The organism is Kitasatospora sp. NPDC051984 (assembly GCF_044593455.1).
In the GTDB taxonomy this organism is placed as follows: Bacteria; Actinomycetota; Actinomycetes; order Streptomycetales; family Streptomycetaceae; genus Kitasatospora.
Map to the genome: position 1 here is coordinate 1 of NZ_JBIUCB010000032.1, position 19250 is coordinate 19250.

General features: G+C 71.6%; 16 protein-coding genes. All 16 read right to left on the reverse strand.

The features are described 5' to 3' along the window. Nucleotides 1-1270: 1270 nt before the first annotated feature. The 16 genes from ACIHEI_RS33920 to ACIHEI_RS33995 all read right to left on the reverse strand — a co-directional run bounded on the left by ACIHEI_RS33920 (nt 1271) and on the right by ACIHEI_RS33995 (nt 19175). On the reverse strand, nt 1271-2932 hold the full coding sequence (locus tag ACIHEI_RS33920) for a replication-relaxation family protein (protein WP_396609427.1): 1662 nt from the start codon (nt 2930-2932) through the stop codon (nt 1271-1273). Nucleotides 2933-3417: 485 nt separating this feature from the next. Then, complete coding sequence (locus tag ACIHEI_RS33925; RefSeq protein ID WP_396609428.1) at nt 3418-3864, reverse strand: hypothetical protein; 447 nt, start codon at nt 3862-3864, stop codon at nt 3418-3420. A 7-nt stretch (nt 3865-3871) separates the two neighbouring features. Then, nucleotides 3872-4933 (reverse strand): hypothetical protein, encoded by a 1062-nt coding sequence (locus ACIHEI_RS33930; RefSeq protein ID WP_396609429.1) that lies wholly within the window; start codon nt 4931-4933, stop codon nt 3872-3874. Between the two features lie 71 nt (nt 4934-5004). After that, nucleotides 5005-5514, reverse strand: a complete 510-nt coding sequence (locus ACIHEI_RS33935; RefSeq protein WP_396609430.1) for a hypothetical protein — start codon at nt 5512-5514, stop codon at nt 5005-5007. Nucleotides 5515-6021: 507 nt separating this feature from the next. Continuing rightward, the gene (locus tag ACIHEI_RS33940) at nt 6022-6594 is read right to left on the reverse strand and encodes a hypothetical protein (RefSeq protein WP_396609431.1); all 573 of its coding nucleotides are present in this window, start codon (nt 6592-6594) and stop codon (nt 6022-6024) included. A 223-nt stretch (nt 6595-6817) separates the two neighbouring features. Beyond that, a complete protein-coding gene (locus ACIHEI_RS33945; RefSeq protein WP_396609432.1) occupies nt 6818-7663 on the reverse strand; it encodes a hypothetical protein in 846 nt (281 codons plus the stop codon). Between the two features lie 131 nt (nt 7664-7794). After that, nucleotides 7795-8100 carry a type II toxin-antitoxin system RelE/ParE family toxin gene (locus ACIHEI_RS33950; protein WP_396609433.1) on the reverse strand — a complete coding sequence of 102 codons (306 nt, stop codon included), beginning with the start codon at nt 8098-8100 and terminating at the stop codon, nt 7795-7797. Nucleotides 8101-8192: 92 nt separating this feature from the next. Next, on the reverse strand, nt 8193-8462 hold the full coding sequence (locus ACIHEI_RS33955; protein WP_396609434.1) for a hypothetical protein: 270 nt from the start codon (nt 8460-8462) through the stop codon (nt 8193-8195). A gap of 120 nt (nt 8463-8582) precedes the next feature. Continuing rightward, entirely contained in the window at nt 8583-9161 is a 579-nt protein-coding gene (gene tpg, locus ACIHEI_RS33960; protein ID WP_396609435.1) for a telomere-protecting terminal protein Tpg, read from the reverse strand. Between the two features lie 104 nt (nt 9162-9265). Next, the gene (tap, locus tag ACIHEI_RS33965; protein ID WP_396609436.1) at nt 9266-11659 is read right to left on the reverse strand and encodes a telomere-associated protein Tap; all 2394 of its coding nucleotides are present in this window, start codon (nt 11657-11659) and stop codon (nt 9266-9268) included. 575 nt (nt 11660-12234) lie between these two features. Continuing rightward, nucleotides 12235-13722 (reverse strand): replicative DNA helicase, encoded by a 1488-nt coding sequence (gene dnaB, locus ACIHEI_RS33970; protein ID WP_396609437.1) that lies wholly within the window; start codon nt 13720-13722, stop codon nt 12235-12237. 92 nt (nt 13723-13814) lie between these two features. After that, nucleotides 13815-14900: a hypothetical protein gene (locus tag ACIHEI_RS33975; protein ID WP_396609438.1), complete on the reverse strand. Its 1086-nt coding sequence runs from the start codon at nt 14898-14900 to the stop codon at nt 13815-13817. Between the two features lie 697 nt (nt 14901-15597). Then, entirely contained in the window at nt 15598-16011 is a 414-nt protein-coding gene (locus tag ACIHEI_RS33980; RefSeq protein ID WP_396609439.1) for a DUF4357 domain-containing protein, read from the reverse strand. Between the two features lie 73 nt (nt 16012-16084). Continuing rightward, nucleotides 16085-16972: a DUF1932 domain-containing protein gene (locus ACIHEI_RS33985; protein ID WP_396609440.1), complete on the reverse strand. Its 888-nt coding sequence runs from the start codon at nt 16970-16972 to the stop codon at nt 16085-16087. Beyond that, nucleotides 16969-18165, reverse strand: a complete 1197-nt coding sequence (locus tag ACIHEI_RS33990) for an HAD family hydrolase (protein WP_396609441.1) — start codon at nt 18163-18165, stop codon at nt 16969-16971. The genes ACIHEI_RS33985 and ACIHEI_RS33990 overlap by 4 nt, the downstream gene beginning before the upstream one ends. Further along, nucleotides 18162-19175, reverse strand: coding sequence for an AAA family ATPase (locus ACIHEI_RS33995; protein ID WP_396609442.1), 1014 nt, complete (start codon nt 19173-19175; stop codon nt 18162-18164). Before ACIHEI_RS33995 ends, ACIHEI_RS33990 begins: the two co-directional genes overlap by 4 nt. Nucleotides 19176-19250: the final 75 nt, after the last annotated feature.

The following is a 19250-nucleotide window of genomic DNA, read 5'->3' on the forward strand; positions in this document are numbered from 1 at the left end:
GGTACCTCGGGCCTTCGGCCCTCGTTCGCGCCGGCCTTCGGCCGGCTGGCGGAGGCCCTTCGGGCCTCCTGGTACCCGCTTCGCGGGTACCACTCCACCTTCGGTGGAGTGGGTTCGCGCCTTCGGCGCTCACGGTGCCGCTGCGCGGCACCGTCGGGTGGCTCAGGTCTCATCACGCGTTTGGGCTGGGTTTTTGGCTGATGCGGCGTTGGCTGACTGGGTGAGGGGCGGGGCGCATGGGAGGTGTGCGGGTCTGCTCCGGTGCTTCTTAATTGGTCTAGACCGTGGTCTGAACCGGTATGGTCGGCAATCCGGAGCAGAGTGGTTGACGGGCCGTCCGGTGACTGCCTGTCAGAAGTGTATCAGTTGTTGCCTGTCTGGGAACCCTGCCGGATGCCGGGTGTGGGCTGGGCTTCCGGCCGGTTGTCCCGAGCACCGGAAAATGGTCCGCGCTTCGGCACCTATTCTACCGTCCGGCAGTGCATGGCTCGGCGTGTTTTTGACTCCCCGGGGGCGTGGAGTCCGTGTTTCAGAATTCGACTGTCGGGGGTTCCTGCCGTTTCGGGGGTGCGGGTTCGTGAGGGCAGCGGGTGGGGTGGTCTTTTCGCCGTTAGATTTCACCTCGTGAGTTCTCGGATTCCGCTGATTGTCGACCACTGGTTCCGTGAGAGCCCTGACCCGTTGTCCGGCTACTGGATCTGCGCGGCGCCGGGTGCGGGCAGCACCGGTCCGACCACGCCCAGGCGGAGGGTCAGTGGCTGGCTTCAGCGCACCCCTTCACCCCGCAGCGCATCGCGCCGTCACGGTGCCGGATGTGCGGCTACCTCCACGGCACACCCGGCATGTGCCGTGGAAGTGAGACCAGTACCCCGTCCCAGGCCGCGACGGCGCAGCGGTGCCGGCCGGGGGCTGAGCGGCGGGTCCTGGTGGCGGTGGCTGGCGCCGGGTTCCTGGCTGGGGAATGGAGCCGGGTGCAACACGGGATCGGCCGCGCTCTCTCGCGTGCTTTTGCCCAGGTCAGGGGTGCAACACGGGTTGTGTGGCACCTCGGTTTGGGCTTCGTGTTGCGCTCGGTCGGTTTTCCGTGTTGCAGTCCGGAAGGGGCTGGCAGCTTTCTTCGTGCGCTTTCGGGAGCGGGCCCAGAACTGTTTCAGTTGGCCGCAGAGTGAGGCGTCCGCCTGCCGGTGGAAATCCGCTGACAGGCGGACTCTGGTCTGCCGCTTCGGTTGGGGATGCGGGTTGTGAATGCATCCTCTTGCGGTCTGCGCGTTCAGCGCCTTTCTGGGATTGACCGGCCGTGCGGAATCTGGGTGATGCTGTGCGGCGTTTCTCCGTTGCTTCTGGCGTACTTGTCCCAGCGCTTGGCGTGGAGCAGGCGCACCTGCCACCAGGGGTCGTCGGCGGGTGGGCCACTCTTCTCGGCACGGCGCAGGGCGCGGGCGGTGGGCAGCTCCAGGATGATGGGCCGGCCCTTGGCGGCGTCGCGGCGCTGGCGCTCGCAGGAGGGGCATTCCAGGCGGTCCGGGTGGGCGTTCTCGTCCAGCTCGTCCCGGGAGTCGTGGGCACCGCCGAGCGGGCCGTGGCAGGTGTAGCAGGGGTGCAGGGCGTCGTTGTGGGCGCGGGCGGCGAGCAGCTTGGCGCGCTGCTGGGCGTCCCGGGCGTCCTGGGCGGCCTGGGCCGCTGCTGCGGCGTCGGCCTTCTCCTGTTCTTCGCGGGCCTTGCGGCGCTTGCGGATCAGGGCCCGGTCGGGCTTGGGGTCGAGGGCGTGGGCGAGGTCGGTCCAGGTGCCCAGGCCGTAGCGCCACCAGGTGTGGGGGCCGAGGAAGCCGTGCTCCAGGAGGCGGTCGGTGGTGGTGGCCAGGACGGGGATCTTGCCCCGGTAGGTCTGGTACTCGACGCCTTCCTCGCTGTGGTGCTGGCCTTGCCAGTGGTGGCGGGTGGCGGCGCCGAACGCGTCGAGGCGGGCGTAGAGCCCCTCTTCGGTGAAGCGGGGTCGGCCGCCCTTGAGGCCGCGGTCGAAGACGAACAGCACGGGCGGGCGCGGCACGTCGCTGTGGTGGTAGCCGTAGCCGGGGGCGGTCCGGGCGCCGTAGAGGGTCTCGAACTCCGGGCGCTCGTGGTGGCCTTCCTTGACCAGCTTGTTGAACCAGCGGGTGTAGTTGTCGAGCTTGCCGGCGACCTTGTTGATGTCGGTCATGGTGCCCCGGTCGACTTCCAGGAACAGCACGGGGAAGCCGAACTCCGGCAGCCGGACCACGGCGTCGGGGATGACGGTCTGCTTGCCGACGATGGTGTGGGCGACCTCGGTGGCCCAGGCGTCCAGGCCGCCGGGCAGCAAGCCCTCGGGCAGGGCTCGGCGGGGCGGGGCCTGCCGGTCGTCGGTCCGGGGCGGGGCGCCCACAGTGGTGGTGCCGGTGACGGCAGTGATGATGAACTCGTTGACGAGCATGGCGTGGGGTGCGCCGCTCTGACCGGCTCCGCGAGCGTGGCCGCCCATCTGCCGATCGTCGCCCAGGGCCTCGGCGGCGGCCTCCAGGCCGTCTCGGGTGAGACCGAAGATCTTCTCCCCGGGACCGGCGGAGCGGCCTCCGAGGGCGGAGTGCGTGGCGAGCTGCGGCCTGTCGTCGGGCTTGTCGCTGGTGCCGATGGTGCTGGTGCGCCCGCGTTCCTCGACCAGCTTGTGCTTGATCAGGTCGCGGACGGCTTCGGCCACGTGCTCGGTGCGGTGGTGGTCGCGGAACTCGTCGTTGGCGATCAGGGCGTGCAGCTGCTTGTAGGTGACGACCTTGAGCACGCCCAGCACCGCGAGGACGTCGGCGCGCAGCGAGGCGGTCGAGCCGGCCGGGTTGCGGGCCGAGCGGCGGAAGTGCACCCGGCCGGGCCGGCCGCCCTCGGCCTGGTCCTCGTGCTCCTGGTCCTCGTGCTCGCTCATGTGCTGCTCCCCGTGCTCGCCCTGCTGATCTTCTGTTCTCGATATCCCACACCACCGACACCCGGCCGCCGCCGACCGCCCGCCACCCCCGCCGCCAGCGCCGACCACCGGGAGGCGCGCGGCCGCCCGGCCGGGAGGGAAAGGGGCCAAGCGGCCCGGGAGCGTCGTGGACCCGCGACCGTACCGCCCACCGCCACACCCACCAACACCACAACAGCAAAGGACAAGGGCAGGGAGAGGGTTGTCGGCAATGGTCCGGACGGTGATTTGTGGCCGCTGAGCTGGGGAAATGTCGTAACTCCCGGCGCCCATTCCCCCCGGGGCACCACCCGGGGATGTCCCCGGGGAAACACCCGGGGCATCACGGCGGCACCTTTCGCCCCGCCCGGCCCGCGCACACGCTCTGACGGCGGTTCAGCGGGCCCAGGGGAACGCTACCCGCTCCGGTGTCCGCGCACGCCGTACACGGCCGCTCTGGGCCGGTCTCAGGCCCGCAGGATGCCGAGGGTGGAGACTGTCGCCTCCGGTGCCGGACGCAGCCGGACCGGCGGCGCGACCGGAGCAGCCGGGGGTGTTGGGGCGGCGGGTCGGCGGGCGGTGGCGAGGCAGCCCGGAATCACTGCGGCCAGGCCGGCGGCGGCCTCCAGGAGGAGCGGGTCCTCACCGGGCCGGTCCAGCAGGGCCTGGGCGAGGTGGAGCGCGGACTCCAGGACGGCCACCGGCGCCTTCACCATGCGCAGCGCGGCGATGGCGTCCACGGCCGCCCGCTCGGCGGGCTGGGGCCGGTCCGGCTGGACGGGTGCCGGCGGATCCGGGACCGGCGCGGGGCGGGCCCAGGCCGGTGGCTGACGGCTGCTCGGGCGCTGGGCGCCGGTGGGTTTGGGGCCGGGGCCGGGGCCGAGACCGCGCCGGGCGGCCGGGGTGCTGCTCACCTCCAGCTCAACGAGCGCCGGTCGGCTCCGGTGCGGCACTGTCGGCCAGGCCCTGCTGTGCGGCGCGGCGCACGAGGATGGCGGCGTGGTCGACGGTGGCGCACAGCAGCGGGCGCTCGGGGCCGTCGATGTTCTCGAGGAAGCCGCCGTCGACGAGCGGGGCCCAGGCGTCGGTGCCGCCCAGGCCGTGCTCGACCCAGCCGAGCGCGCGGCCGCCGTGGCGGACCTCGACCACGCCCGGGTGCCGGCTCCAGCCGGCCAGGTCCCAGCTCGGTCCGAGCAGCTCGGCGGCGTCGCGGACCAGGTCGTGCTCGCCCAGGCCGCGCAGGCCGGGGTGCAGTGGCGGTTGCAGCAGCTGGTCGCCGTCGTAGGGCCAGAACGGAGCGGCCGGCCGCCCGGCCCGCCCGGTGGTTTCGCCCTGCGGGGCGGATCCCGGCCGGGGCTGGCCGGGGCCGGACAGACCGGATTCGCCTCGCGGGGCGGATTCGGCCGGCTCTTCGTCGTCGAAGTCGTCGTCGATGCCGGGGACGGGGGCGTTCGGGTCGAACACCGGGATCGTCCACAGGTCGACGCGCTCCAGCGCCCGCCGGTGCACGCGCTCATCGGTGGTCAGGTCGGGCCAGCGGGCCTTGTCCCGCAGCTCCTGGGCGTGGGAGTAGATCCGGTACTTGTAGCCAGGCAGCAGGTGGGCCAGCTCGTCGAAGGCCTCGATCGGGTCGCCGGTCTCGGTCTGCTCCAGGAAGAGCACGAGGCGGCGGCGCAGTGCCTCGGCCAGGCCGAGCAGGTAGCGGCCGTCCTCGCCGAAGCGCTCCTCGTCCGCGGCCGGGCCGGCTGCCGCCGCCGGGTCCGGCTCGACAGCGACAGCAGCAGCTGCGGCCGCAGCTTCAGCTTCGCGGGCCGCCGTCTTGGCGCGGTCCACCTTGCTGCGGCACGAGCGCGAGCAGTAGAGGCGCGGCCGGGTGGGCGAGGCCGGCACCGGCTCGCCGCACCCGGGCCGAGCGCAGATCCGGACCTCGGCCGCACCGTCGGCCGGCGGGGTTGGTGTGCTGACCGTCGAGGCGCTGTCCATCCCCGGATCGTAACCAGCGCCGCCGACGGCAGCCCCTGGTTTCGCCCCGCGAGGCGCAACCCGCGGGATGGTCAGCGGGTAGGTGCGGCGGCCCGGCCGGCGGCGACCGCGTCGTCCATCACCTGGGCCAAGACCGGCAGCTCGCGGTCGTAGTAGTTGAGCACCGTCCCCGGCATCGAGGCGGTCAGCGCGAGCACCGCGGCCAGGGCGATCCGCTCGCCACAGGTCAGCTCCGGCACGCTCTCCAGCACCATCGCGCCGGTCAGCACGCCGGCGTCCAGCGCGTAGCGCAGCTCGGAGTTCAGCTCGCCCTCGCCGTCCGGGAGGATCTCGTGCGCGGTGGTCTGCTCGATCGCCGCGGCGGCGTTCTCCAGGACCAGGGCGTGCTGCTCGACCTGGCGGCCGGCCAGCTCCCGCACCCAGACCGCGGCCCGCTGCCCGGCCTCAGCCGCCAGCTGCACGGCACGCTGCAGCTCCTCCTCGGTGGGGTTCCACCGCGACCAGGCGCTGCTGGCTGGCTCCAGCTCCTCCGGCTCCGGGTCGGCGGCGGTGGGTGTCCGGGGCAGCTCAGTTGTCGTCACACCCCGGTCAACCACCGGACGGCCCGCGAGGACACGCGGCGCCCGCAGCCCGTCGGCTGACCAACCGAACGGTCGTTGCTGCACTCTGCTGCTACAGCAGCACGCCGCTGCTACATGCTGCTACCCGTGCTGCTGCTACCTGCTGCTCGGGGCAGCAGCAGGTAGCAGCAGGCCGCGATCGGCTGCGCAGCAGAGTGCAGCAGCGCTGCGCATGCGCAGCCGGCCCCGCTGCGCAGTGCGCAATGATCGGCTGCGCAGTGCTGCGCCGACCGTTGCGCAGCGGCAGCGGGCGGGCCGGGCGCCGACGGGTTGCGCCCCGGGGCGCAACCCTCTGACCTGCACTGGTGAGTTTCAGCGAGGCCAAACTAACCGGCCCCGGGGCGAAACTCACCACCGCTTCCCGGGCGGTTGCGCAGCCGATCGCAGTGCGGGGCCGGCTGCGCAGCGGCGGGTGCTGCGACTGCGACCCGCTGCGCAGTACCGGAGCGGTGGCCAGTGCCCGACAGATCAAGAGGCGGTGACTTCTGGGCAGCCGGCGAAGGCGCGGTCCGCCTCGGCCGGGTCGCGTCCTGTCCACGCCACCGATGCGTCCAGGACCCGGCCGAGCGCGCCCTTCGGGAAGCTGGCCACAGGGCGGGGCATCTTGTCGCTCCACTCGTCCACCCAGCTGAGCGTGCGGGCGGTGTCGCGGGGCTTGAGGCCGCTGGGCCTGCGGGCAAGCTCGGCCGTAACCCTGCCCTCCCACCTCGCCTGGACCGCGTCCACGTCGGACTCTCCAAGGCCGCGGGCAATGTCGGCCCAGGATGCTCCGCGGATCCGCTCCGCCACGATCGCGGCGCCTTGGAGGTAGCTCACCGTGTGAGCGAGGTCGATGGCCAGCTTGGCGTAGTCGCCAGCCGAGGCCGCGTCCATGGCCACGAAGCGGACCAGTTCGACCGCCGCATCCCCCACCCACTTCGCCTTCTGGCAGAACTCGACACGTGCCCAGTCGGATGGGCTGAAAGCCCCGTCAGGGAGCGCGTACACCGCCCTCCAGGTTTCCGACGATTCATCACCACGTGTAGCCGATCCGTTACTCATGAAACGGGAGAGTAGCCGACCGTGCGGATACAGCCCTCGGCAACGCTCTCCACCAGGAGAAACGCCCCGCTCGGGATATAGATGACACACCTTGACACAGGGCAAAAGGGGACAAATTAAGCTCTCCCGGTCGTCGAAGCACAGCTCGAACACAGGGATAAATAGGGCGAACAGGGCGCCGAACACAGGCCGACACAGCCTCGAACACAGCCCTGCCAGACCATCAGGTGTCCGGCTCCGCGCTCCAGCCGCGGACGAACCGGGCCAGCAGGTGGCGCTGGCGCCGTTCCTCGGCGAGCACCGCGGCCAGGGCGTCGCGGTCGATGTACGGGTCGATGGCGCCCTCCAGGAGCCGGCGCAGCTCAGCCGGGTCCAGGGCTTCGACCTCCCACTGCACCGGGTGGTCGGGGTCGAAGCCGTGGCGGGCGGCGAAGGCGGGCCAGCGCGGGTCGCCCTTCTTGCCCTCGGTGGGCGGCAGGGCGTAGGCGAGGCGCTGCTCGTCGGTGAGCAGGACCCGTTCGACGTGGGACCAGCAGGCGGTGCGGGCCACGAAGTCCGCCTCGATTCCCTCGCCCGAGCAGTCGAAGTCGCCGAAGTAGAGCAGCACGGCCGGCCTCTGGTCGCGGGCGGCGCGCTCGCGGACCACTTGGACGTAGGACTGGCTGCTGTAGCCGCGCACCACGACCACCGGGACGCCGAGGTCGGCGAGCCAGCCGGTGAACATCTGCCGCAGGCTGTCCTTCTCCGCGCCGATGTAGAGCGCGGTCTGCTGGCCGAGGGTGCGGTCCAGGCGGAAGAGGGCGGGGGTCTGGGCGAGCAGCACTCCCGCGTCCGGCCAGGCCGGCGGGACGTGGACCTCGCGCACGGTGTCGACCAGGTCCGGGAAACGGTTGGCGCGGCGGGCGGCGGCCAGATGCGCGGACAGGTGTCGGTAGGCGGAGGGCGTGTTCGGGATGGCGCCGGCCGCCACCAGCCGGTAGTGCACCTGCCGGAGGGTGACGTCGCTGTCGTAGCCGAGCACGATCCGGCGCGCCTGCTCCACGACCGTCGGCCAACTGGTCCGTCCCACACCGGTACTTGTACCCGTCCGGGGTGCTCCGGCGGGTCCGGTTCTACTTTTCGGCCCTCATTTGAGGGCCGGAATCTGAAACTTCCGCAGGTCAGGGGCATGGGGTGGTGCGGGCGGCGGCCGCGGCCCGGCTATCGGTGGGGGCCGATCTGCAGCACGGTGACCTGCGCCTGGTCGTCGCCGTCGGGGTGCTCGTAGGTCCAGAACAGGCGCCAGCAGCCGGCGCCCTGGTCGACGTAGGAGGTCCAGGCCGCGGTGTGCTCGTGTCCGGGCAGCACGGCGTAGCGGTGGGAGTGCAGGCCGGGGTGGTGAGGGTCGGCGGCGAGGTGGTCCAGGGCGCGGCGGATGCGGCGCAGCCGGCACGGGTCGGCGCGGTGGCCGCGCTCCAGGCGGGCCAGGGTGCGGGCGGCGGCGGGGGTGTAGCTCAGCGTCGGCATCGGCGTCTCCTTCGTCCGGGCACGGGAAGGGCCCGGCCCCGCAGCTGCTGCTGGGGTCCGGGCCCTTGGGTGGGTTCGGCGGCGCGGGGTGGTCAGTCGGTGGGGCTGGCGAACTGCTCGGCGGCCGCGATGCACTCAAGGTCGAGGTGGTCGGCGACGCCGGCGAGGAAGGCGGCGTACGGCGGCGCGCTCTTCTGGCAGGCCGGGCACGGGCTGGCGGTCCAGCTGGTGGCGATGGCGCGCAGCAGGCCGGTGACGGCGGTGGCCGGGATCATCAGGGTGTCGCTGAGCAGCTCGTGGACGAGGGGCAGCATCACGCCGGGCTGACCGCTGGCGTCGGCGTGGTGGGAGTGGTCGCTCATTCTGGTTCTCCGAATTCCGTCGGTGAATTCACGTTGCGGGTTGCGCAAAAGAGAAAGTCCCGGCCGCTGTCCGCGGCCGGGACTTTCTCTTTCGGCGACACGGAGGGTCCGCGGGGGCGTCTACAGCTCCAGGTCCATCCAGGAGATGTCGTTCAGCTCGACGTCGAGGCCGTCCGCGCGGCGCCCGTTGTCCTTGAAGTAGTGGTCGCGCAGCGCTTCGGCGAGCAGGGCCTCCTGCTGAGCCTGGCTGGCTCCGGCGTCGCGGGCCTCGTAGAGGCGCTTGGCGACGTCGCCGGGCATCTTCTGGGTAATCATGCGGGGGCGGGGGTCGTCGGTGGAGCCGCCGGCTGAGCTGAAGCCGAAGCTGCCCTGGATGTGGAGCATGAAGCCGGACTTCTCGGCCTGGCGGCGGACCCGGTTCTTCACCCGCGGCTGCCAGGCCGTGCGCACCGCCTGCTCGACCTTCTTGGCGTTGGCCTTGGTCATGGGGATGTCGCCGGTCAGCTGCCCTTCGGCCAGGGCCTTGAGGGCGTGGGCCCAACGCTGCGCGGTGCGCTGGGAGACGCCGGCGGCCTGGGCGAGCTTGGCGGTGTCCTCCTTGGCGACCTTCTCCCACAGGAACTTGATCCGGGTGTTGAGGTGCACCGGGATCGGGCGGGTGCGCTCGGCGCGCTCCAGGCCCTCGTCGATCTCCCCCACGGGGCATCAATCCCTTCCTGCCGTCCCGGCCGGGACGGCGTTGCTCGAGGTGTTCGTGTTCGGGTGGGGCGGCCCGCCGGCCGGGTGCTGGCGGGCCGCTGGTGCTACTCGTCGTCGGAGACCGCTCCGCCGGTCTTGATGTGGCGGGCCGGGTTCGCGCCGTCGGCCATCAGCTCCGCCGCCTCCGGCAGCGGCCGGGAGCCCTCGAACTTCACCAGGCCGGGGCTCACTCCCAGGCGCAGCGAGGTGGTCAGCGTGCCGTCCGGGCGGGTGAGGGCGTCCAGGGCGGTGGGGCCGGGGGCGGCGAAGACCGCGCAGTCGGACAGCACAGCGAAGGCGGCGAGGCCGGTCTCGGCCGCCATCTTGCGCAGCTTGCGGTGGAGGTTGACGGTGGCGGTGTCGATGACCAGGGCGCGCATCAGCGGGTCCCAGGTCGGGCGCTCCAGGGCGGCCCAGCGCTGGCCGTCCTTGTAGCCGTGGCCGCGGGGGCGCTCGCGCAGCTTGCCGATCGTGCCCTTGGCGGTGGCCTTGATCGCGGTCAGCACCGCCAGCTCGGCCGGGTCGCCCTCGTGCTGCTTGATGCGGGCCATGCGGTCCAGGAACGCCACCGGGTCGGTGTCGGCCAGGTCGGCCGGGACGCCGAGGGCGGCCATGGTGTCCAGGTAGGCCTGGCGCAGGTGCTTGTGCCAGGGATCGAGGTAGGGGCCGTGCTCGTGGCGCAGGTACGCCTCGATGGGCTGGACCTGGGCGCCGAGTTCGATCGCGTAGGCGACCTTCACCGTGGAGTACCAGGCCGGGCCGGTCGGCGCGGTGCCGTCAGGGGTGAACGGGTTGGGCAGCAGCGGATCGACGGGAACGCGGGACAGGTCGACCAGCCACGAGCCCAGCACCCGCTTGTCGAAGGCCGGCTGCAGCTCGTGGACCGGCTCCGACAGCGGCAGCGACAGACGGCCGGCGGCGGCCAGGAACGCCATGTTGATGTCGAGGCCGACCGCGAACGGCGCGGCCAGCTCGGCGTCGGTGAGCGGCCGGTACCAGTCCCACGCCTCGGTGACCAGCGCGCCGCCCTCCTTGCGGCCCTGGGCGAGCGGGTGCATGTCCGGGACCTCCGGGGGCGCCGGGTCGAACGCGACCTTGGGCCGGGAGCCCTCCACCGGCGCCGAGGCCCAGCCGGACTCGGTGCGCTGCGCGCGGGTCGGCGGGCGCAGCGCGGTGACCAGCTCCAGGCCGGAGACGGCGGTGGAGCCGCGCGGGGTGAGCACCCGGGTGGCGTAGGTTCCGAGCAGGCGGGCCAGCTCGGGGGCGGTCAGGCCGGCCGGGATGTCCCAGCCGCCGGAGTTCAGGGCGCCCCAGCCGGGGATGCACAGCTGCACGCACACCCGCTTGCCGCCCTCCGGGTCCTGGTAGACCCGGGCCCAGGGGCCCAGGCCGCGCAGGGTGAGCTGCCAGCCGGCCTTCGTGAGGGCCTTCACCGCCCGGTGGGTCTTCGCCAGCTGCCCCAGGCGCGGCACGAAGTCCTTCTTCTCGTCCTTGCCCATCGGCGGCAGGCCCAGCTCGGCGAGCACGGCGTCGGTCAGCACCACCAGGGCGTCGCCGTCCTTGCCGTGCTCGTGCAGCCGGGGCGAGCCGAGCTTGCTCTCCAGCGCCCACTCCACCACGTCGGCCGGGGTGCGCCCGGTGGGCGCGGTCGGCGCCACGGTGCCGTCGGCCAGGTAGGCCACCAGCTGCCTGCCGTCCGCGGCGACGTCCAGCACCGCCAGCGGGCCGACCGGGAAGCGCGCGGCGGCCGCCGCCTTCCAGTCCGCCGGCCCCGCCTTGGCCGAGGTCTTCTTCGTCGTCTTGCGCGCCCGGGACGGCGCCGGCCGGGAGGACGACGTGCGGCGCGGCGCGGCGGCGGGAGCCGTAGCCGCGCGGGGCGGCTGCGCTGCCGTGGGCGACTCGGCCTGGACGACCGGGGCGGGCACCGGCTGCTGCTCGACGGCCGGCGCCACGGTGGCGGCGGCCGGGCCGGGGCGGCAGAACCCGCCCAGATGCATCGGCACCCCCTGCGAGCGGTAGACCGACGGGTTGCCGCACTGCACGCACGGCTCGGCCGGACCCATCACCAGCGACCCGTCCGGGTGCTGATCGAGCATCACCAGCTGCGGCGCGGCCGGAGCCGGTGCCGGCTGCTCGGACACCAGCGCGGCGAAGGCCTCCGGCACCGGGTCCTCAGCCGCGGCGACCGGAGCCGACCCGGGCAGCGGCTGGGACGCGGGGAACCGCTCGGCCAGGCCGCGCAGCAGCCGGGCGTACTGCTCGCGCTGCGGCGGCCGCGGCTCGGACCGCCCGGTCTCCCAGGTCCACACCGTCTCCTCCCGCACGCCGACCGTGCCGGCCAGCTTGGCGCGGGTCAGCCTCGCGGCCCGGCGCAGCCGCTTGCGCTCCGCCGGCGGCGGCAGCTCCTCCTCGTCGACCTGCGCGAGCAGCGCGTCGACCGGGTCGATCCCCTCGGGCATGACGTACCTCCTACCCCCATCGTAGTGCAGTTTCTAATCCTGGATCTAATGTTTTGCATCGCTCGTCCGGGTGGTCCCGGGCCGGTCCGACCGGGCCTGGGGTCTGGTCACCAGCCGGACGGGGGTGGCGACACCACGCGGACCCCATAAAGAGAAGTAGTGAGAGAAGTGACGCGAGCCCTCCCGGACGCCGTAGGCATCTGCAGGTGGCTTCGCGCGCGAGCGCTCCGGGCCCGGTTTCGGCCGCCAGCGCCGATCGCGGGAGGGGGTAGCAGCACCCGTGCTGCCAGGGTGGCAGCACGGGTGCTGCCCAATATCCAGAGCCCGTCTCCAGAACCGGTCGCTGCGCTTCTCCCGGACGGCCGTAGGCCCCTGACAGGTGGTCTGCGCGCGCACCCGCGCGAGGCCGACCCGCGGCGCCCAGGTCGAGCCGATCGAACGCCCGGCCGGGCGAGGCTCTAGATCGTCTTCTGCCGGGCGATCTTGGCTCCGGACGCAGCGGCGGAGCCCGGAAGGGGGCTCCGGCCGCCTGAGGGGCCTTCAGGGCCCTTCTCGGGCCCATCCGGTGATCTCGGTCAGTCGCGTGTCATGTCGGCGAACTGGCTGTAATGCAGCATCGCGGCCAACGTGATCGTCGCCGTCGGCCCGTTCCTGTGCTTGCCGACGATCACGTCCACCTCGCCCGAGCGGGGGTGCTCCTTCTCGTAGGCGTCGGGGCGGTGCAGCAGGATGACGATGTCCGCGTCCTGCTCCAGCGAGCCGGACTCGCGCAGGTCGGCGACCATCGGGACCTTGTCGGTGCGCATCTCGGGCCCGCGGTTGAGCTGGGCCAGGATGATGATCGGGATGCCGAGTTCCTTGGCCAGCAGCTTGATCGAGCGGCTGATGTCGGAGACCTCCTGCTGGCGGCCGTCGTCGCCGCGCCGCTTGCTGCCGCCGGTGATCAGCTGGACGTAGTCGATGATGATCATCGCCAGGTCCGGGACGCGGTGCTTGAGCCGGCGGCACTTAGCCTGGATCTCGGGCAGCGACTGCGCGCTCTCGTTGATGTAGAGCGGCGCCTCGGAGTAGCGCGGGGCGGCCACCGCCAGGCGCTCCCAGGCCGGATCGTCCAGCGTTCCGGCCCGCAGGTGGTGCAGGCCGACCTTGGCCTCGGCCGACAGCGCCCGCATGTTGAGCTCGTCGATCGACATCTCCAGCGTGATGAACGCCGCCGGCCTCCCTGCGCCCTCCAGCAGCTGGCCGGACTTCGGGTTGCGCGGCATCGTGCAGGCCCGCGCGAAGTCCATGGCGATCGTGCTTTTGCCGTGTCCCGGCCTCGCCGCGACGATGATCACCTGGCCGGGCTGCCAGCCCTGGGTCAGCGCGTCCAGGTCCGCGAACCCGGTCGGCACACCGGTGATCCCCGTCCGGGTGCCGGCGGCCTCGATGGTGTCCAGGGTGTGGCCGACGGTGTCGCGCGGCAGCACGAAGTCGTCCTCGCGGCCGCCCCGGGTCTCCACCACGGCCGCGATCTCGGCAGCAGCGGCGGCGACGATCTCGTCGACCTCGCCCTCGCCGGCGTAGCCCATGCCCACGATCCGGGTGCCGGCCTCCACCATGCGACGCAGCACGGCCTGCTCGCGGACGAGTTCGGCGTAGTACTCGGCGTTCGCCGCGGTGGGCACCGAGTTGACCAGGGTGTGCAGGTAGGTCGGGCCACCGACGCGTTCCAGCTCGCCGCGCTTGGTGAGCTCGGCACCCACGGTGATCGGGTCGGCCGGCTCCTTGCGCTTGTGCAGGTCGAGGATCACGCGGTGGATCGTCTCGTGGGCCGGGCGGTAGTAGTCGTCCGCGTTGAGCGCGTTGGTGACCTCGATGATCGCGGTCTTCGACAGCATCATGCCGCCCAGCACGGACTGCTCGGCCACCAGGTCCTCGGGCTTGCCGCCGGGCGGCACCCGCTCGAACCCGGCCCCGGCGGGCTCGGCCTTCCGGCCACGGCTGCGCCGGGGCTGCGGGACCTGGTCCTCGGTGTCGGACCAGTCGATCTCGTCGCTCTGGGCCTGGGTGGGTACGCTCACGGGGAGTTCCTTCACGGGGATTCGAACGCGGCTGCCGGGCCTGGCGAGGTTTTCCGGCAGCCGCGTCGTGCTGTCTGGGGTCGGACGGTGGGTCAGATGTTCGGTTTGCGCAGCCCGGCCAGCAGGTCGGCGACCTTGGCCGGGGCCGGCACCGGCTTGAAGTCCGGGTCCTGCGGGATCACGGGCTGCCGCGCGGGCGGCACCGCAGGCTCCGAGTCGCGCAGCACGACCTGACGGCGGCGCAGGTCCGCGATCCGCTTGCCGATCGCGCTGGACGGGTCCTTCAGGCCCGCAGCCGTCTTGCCGGTCAGCTCCTTCGCGAGGTCCGGACCCAGCTCCCAGCCGAGCAGGGCGGTCGCCTCCAGCAGCTTCGGAGCGAACCGCTTGGCGTTGCGCAGGCCGCAGGCGAAGGGCGCGGGCAGCTCCAGCAGGAACGAGACGGCTGCTTCCAGCGCCTCGCTGTCCACCGCGGGGTTGTCGTTCTTCGCGGAGCGAACCCCCCTCCCCCTCCCCGTCTCGGCATCAGCCGCGACGGACGGGTCCGCTGTGACTGGGGGGCTAGGGGGGGTAGTTCCCACCACCGGGGGGTGTGGGGGGGACGGGACCGACGTGTTGGAAACCGCGCCATCGGTCTGACCTGCATAGATGTTGGTTTCCGACGTGTCGGAAACCACACCATCGGTTTCCGACACGTCGGAAACCGCACCGTCGGTCTGACCTGCATAGATGTTGGAAATCGCACCGTCGGAACCGGTCTGTGCGCCCCGACGTGTTGGATTTCGCACCATCGGGCTGACCTGCGACGCAGCCGCAGCACCCCGGTTGACGTAGGCGCTGTTGTTGGCGGGGTTCCGGTAAACCCGGAACCGCCACTTCGGGCGACCGGTCTCCTTGTCGTAGCCGTCCCGCTCGTGGCTGACGTGGCCGGCCTTCTGCAGGCGGCCGAGCACGCCGCGCAGGCGGCTGGCGCCCATCTTCCAGCCGGACGCTTGGAACTCCTCAGCCAGTGCGAGGATGCCGGACGGCTGGTCCGGGTCCCGGAGCAGCAGGCGGATCAGCACTCCGTAGTCCTCGGGCTGGAGACCCGGCGAGTACGCGAGGGCGTACGGGACGACTACTTCCTCAGGGGGCTCCCACGCTCGCTCGATCGAGGAGCCGCTGAACTCGGCGTCGGTCATTTTCTTCACTGGATCACCTCCGATCCGGCGCTGAAGGCCATGAGCAGTCCGGCCTGGATGGTCGGACGGTTGTTGGGGGCGGGCTGGGTATGGGCGTGATGCTGCACGCCCATACAGGCGTGAGATCCGGCGGCCGTGTGACCCGAGGGGCTGTGGTATGGGCCACACTTCGGCGAGTAGTTGTTGATCACGAGCTCAGTGATCGCACCACTTGCCTGTGGATAGAGGTCGCCGGTTGCGGCGCAGGGCGGGGACATGCCGATAGAGGTGTCGCGAGCGCCTGCGGTGTGACTTGTGCTGATGACCTGCCGGACGCGGCTGGTCTGAAGGGGGGTCACACCGGGGGAAAGTGCGGTGGGGCGGGCCGGAGTGATCCGGCAGAGCCGCAGAGTGACGGCGGGGAGCAATGGGGGCGCTACCTCTCTCGGGTTCAGCGCCGCCTCCGGCGGTGGAGGTAGCCCGACCAGGCGAGAGATGGGTGTCTCTCGCCTCGACCGGGGTACGCCTGGTACCGTCGGGAGCGACAACATGCAGCGAGAGCGGCCCAAGTTTGGCGACTGGGGGCCGCTTTCGCATTTTCGGACTCGGTCCGCCTGGCGGCGGACCGGCTCAGCTTATTCCTCCTCCTGAGCCCTCGGGTCGTTCGGGTTCTACGTGTCGGCTGGGCAGACCAACCCGCGTGCGGACTGGCTCTGATCTACGCGGCCGTCCGCTTCTTGAGCTCTTCCCGGAGGTCGTCGAGCGTCCGCCCGTCCGGGGTGTGCCACAGCGTCCAGCCGTTGATCAGATTTTTTGTCACGGCGCCGGCGGCCTTCGACGGTGACGGGAATGGCTTTGGGTGTCCGTCAACGATCAGTTCTCCGTCGGGGGTGACGGTGGCCCGCCCTTCGCGGTTGGCCCGCGGCTGGCGGAAGGTCAGGACGGTGCCTGCGGTGAGCAGTCCCGCCTTCATGATCTCGGCGAGCGGCCCTTTCGGGGCGACCGTGGCAACCTGCGTCGGAGACAACTCCCCGCCCCCAAGGCTCAGGGTTACGTGGACCGTGTCGCCGGTGGTGGCCTTGGCCAGGTGCGCCAGGATCTCCGGATCGAAGTGGATGGAGAGCGTCGGCACGAGCAAATACCCCCGGTGTCGTGATGATCAAGGCGACCAAGCTAGCACAAGGTTGCCCAAGGAATCGAGTAGTTTAGTAGAACTCGACAGCTGGCGTGTCGGCATCGGCATCACGGCTATTCGCCAGCAGGCCCAAGGCATGACCAACCGTCAGTGTCGTGTCGTCCTTCGCCTCGTCCCAGCGCCGGAGTGTGGTGGCGACTGCGTGCAGAACGTCGCCGGGCAGACCTGCGGCGCGCAGCGTCTCCGCCGCCTCATCCATTTCCGGCGCCCACCGCCAGGCCCGTGCTGCGACTTTGGGGATGTAGTCCGTCTCGACCAGGTAGCTGCCGGAACGGCCGCCCGCGATCTCGAGCAAATCCTGGCCGACGCCGTGATGCTGAGCGAGGCCGTAGGAGAGCGCGGCGAGAACCCGGCTCGCCTTCTGGTAGGCGGTGTAGGCCATCTTCAACGCGCTGGCCTGACCGATCTCCGGGCCAAGGACCGGAGTGGACACCGCGGTGCCGGCGAACAGCGCCTCCACCGTGCTGGTCTCCTGCTGCGGGCCCGACAGGAACAGGCGCGTTCGCTTGGAACTGCTTGGTGGCGAGCCGATGACCGCGCCGTCGACCACGGCCCGTGCCGATCCAGCCAGCAGCTCGGAGATGCGCTGCGCCCGCTCCGGGCTGATGGCGTTCGCTTCCACGTACAGCCCGTTGAACCCGTGACTCGCCACCTCGGTGGCGACGTTTTCCGCTGCGGCCGGCGGGCACAGGCTCAACAGCACCTCGGCCCGCTCCAGCAGCTCGGACAGCCCGGCCACCGGCTCCAGTCCGAAGTGCTCGGCTCGCGCCGCAGTGGCGACGCCGCGTCCCGTCGGGCACCAGAGCACCTGGGCGCCGGCGGACACTGCGCAGCCGGCGACCGCGGCGCCCATGCTGCCCGGGTGCAGGATCCCGACCACGATCTGGTCGTCCGTCATCGGGCGCCGCCGACGATGTGGTCCAAGGCGTCCAGGACGTCGTGCGCGATGTGGTCCGGCGCTGCGCCACCCGGCCAGGGCCGGCCGTGAGAGATCCAGACGGTGCGCAGCCCTGCCTCGCGGCCGCCGGTCACGTCCAGCGCGGCGTTGTCCCCGACCATCCAGCCGCCTTGGGCGAGGGTGCACCCCACGCTCGCGGCTGCCTTCTCGAAGATCAGCCGGTCTGGCTTGCGGGCGCCGGCCTCCTCGGAGATGCAGACCGCGGCGACGTGGTCGGCGATGCCGCTCGACTTCAACTTGGCGTGCTGGATCTGGGCGCCCCCGTTGGTGACGACGACGAGACGCCGAGTACCTCGGAGCGCCGCGAGAGCGTCCAGCACACCCGGGTAGGGCCGGACCATCGCCGGGAGCTCGGCGTTGTAGCGGGCCCAGAGCTGGCCCGGCGACTCGGGCAGCTGCAGTTCGGCGCACAGGTTCTCGAAGGTCTGCACGTCGGCGCGGATCCGCATGGCGTCGAGCATCCGCTGCTCGACCTCAGCTGCCAGGCCGTGAGCGCCGCAGTAGCCGGAGATCCAGGCCGTCACCGCGCTGAGGCGGTCGAGCAAGGTGTCGTCGAAGTCCAGCATCACCAGCTGCTGCTCGCGCTCGGCGAGCGCCCGGCGGATCTGATCGGCGGCCTGTTCGGCCGGGACGGCATCAGTGCGGACCACCAGGTCGAACCTGAAGCTCCGGTTCGCCTCCAAGTCCTCCTGCGTGGCGTCCCAGGCGGCCAGGCGCGCTGGGGTGTCCGCGTCGCCGCGGCCTGCCGAGCGGCTGGCGGTCGCTTCCTTCGGGCACCACAGCAGCACGGTGAGCCAGCCTGCGGGGTAGCCGTCCAGCACCGCACGCACACCATCGACCTGCCCCAGGTGCATTACCGGCACCCCGACCTCGAAGGCGGAGTCCAGTCCCGCGCGGTCCGTCACGTAGGTGCTGTCGTACCTCGAGTTCTCGTAGACCACCGCGCCCGGGGTGGCGCGCAGCCTGGCCAGTTGCTCGGGGGTGCCCATCCGGTAGCCGGCCGACCTGCCGAGACCGACCTTCACCCTGGAGAACAGAGCGAAGGTCGGGTCGAGCGCGGCCAAGGCGCGCGTAACGGTGTCTTTCCCGGATGCCGGCGGCCCGTAGAGGATCACCCCGCGCTGGCGGCTCATGCGCGCACCGCCGCGAGAGCCTGCCGTGCCTGGTCGGCCAGCGAGATTGCCGAGCCCATGCGGTTGTCCACCAGCAGGTGCGGCACCACCGGGCGCAGCCCGACGTCGACCGTAGCCATGTAGTCGTCCCACCGGGAGAGCTTCCAGGCGTCGCGCGCTGCGGACCGGAAGCTGATGTACTCGCGCATCGACTCCGGATCGCACTGGACCCAGATCGGGAAGACGTCCACCCCCTGGGCTCGGCACCGGTTGCTGAGCCGGGTCATCCACTCCTCGGAGGTCATCTCGGCGATGAAGGGGGCGGACAGCACCGTGGAGATCCCGCAGTTGATGTTGGCGTAGGCCGCCTGCATCAGGCAGTCGTACTCGACGGCCCGGACCTGCTCGCGGTACAGCGGCGTGTGGCGATCGTTTCGATCTCCGCCGAGCGCGACCAGGAGCTGCTCGACGAGCGGTCGGGTGAGCGGATCCTTGTCCAGCAAGGGCCAGCCGGTCAGTTGGGTCAGGAAGCGGGCAAACTCTGTCTTGCCGCTGCCCGCGAATCCCCCGACGAGGATGACGACCGGGCGGTGCGGGTCCCCTCCCGTGTGCCGGCGCTTCCACGCATCCATGATCCGCCGTTGCAGCCCATAGCTGTCCGCTTCGGCGGACCCCGCCGAAATCTGGAGAAGTGCCCGTTCGACGGCCAGGACGTGGCTACCGGTGAGCTTGTCGTCCAAGGGCGTCAGCTCGAACCGGCTGTCCTCACCCGGCAGGGCGCTGCGGAAACCCAACTGGGGCTCGGTCGCCCGGTACAGCAGGCAGTACGCCCGCCGGTAGTGCGGGCCCGGGTACACGTCGCCTTGCTCGTGCTGGCTGAGTGTCTGCGGGTATGCAGCCGGGATCCCCTTCAGGCCGGCCTTCTCTGCGACATCGCGCAGTCGCTCGCCGGCCTGTTCCAGCGTCAGGCCGTGGGCCTCACGCTGCTCCCTCAACTTCTCGGGGCGCCACCCGAGCCGGTTCTTCGCCATGTCCCCCGCCTGTGTATTCGCCATGCTCGGAGCCTATGAGCTGAGCCCCGAATCCCATGTTGATGCGGATGTTGA

Coding starts and splice junctions, on each gene's coding strand:
- ACIHEI_RS33920 (WP_396609427.1), bottom strand. CDS start 2,932: ATGAGCGAGCACGAGGACCAGGAGCACGAGGACCAGGCCGAGGGCGGC.
- ACIHEI_RS33930 (WP_396609429.1), bottom strand. CDS start 4,933: ATGGACAGCGCCTCGACGGTCAGCACACCAACCCCGCCGGCCGACGGT.
- ACIHEI_RS33940 (WP_396609431.1), bottom strand. CDS start 6,594: ATGAGTAACGGATCGGCTACACGTGGTGATGAATCGTCGGAAACCTGG.
- ACIHEI_RS33950 (WP_396609433.1), bottom strand. CDS start 8,100: ATGCCGACGCTGAGCTACACCCCCGCCGCCGCCCGCACCCTGGCCCGC.
- ACIHEI_RS33955 (WP_396609434.1), bottom strand. CDS start 8,462: ATGAGCGACCACTCCCACCACGCCGACGCCAGCGGTCAGCCCGGCGTG.
- tap (WP_396609436.1), bottom strand. CDS start 11,659: ATGCCCGAGGGGATCGACCCGGTCGACGCGCTGCTCGCGCAGGTCGAC.
- ACIHEI_RS33975 (WP_396609438.1), bottom strand. CDS start 14,900: ATGACCGACGCCGAGTTCAGCGGCTCCTCGATCGAGCGAGCGTGGGAG.
- ACIHEI_RS33985 (WP_396609440.1), bottom strand. CDS start 16,972: ATGACGGACGACCAGATCGTGGTCGGGATCCTGCACCCGGGCAGCATG.
- ACIHEI_RS33990 (WP_396609441.1), bottom strand. CDS start 18,165: ATGAGCCGCCAGCGCGGGGTGATCCTCTACGGGCCGCCGGCATCCGGG.
- ACIHEI_RS33995 (WP_396609442.1), bottom strand. CDS start 19,175: ATGGCGAAGAACCGGCTCGGGTGGCGCCCCGAGAAGTTGAGGGAGCAG.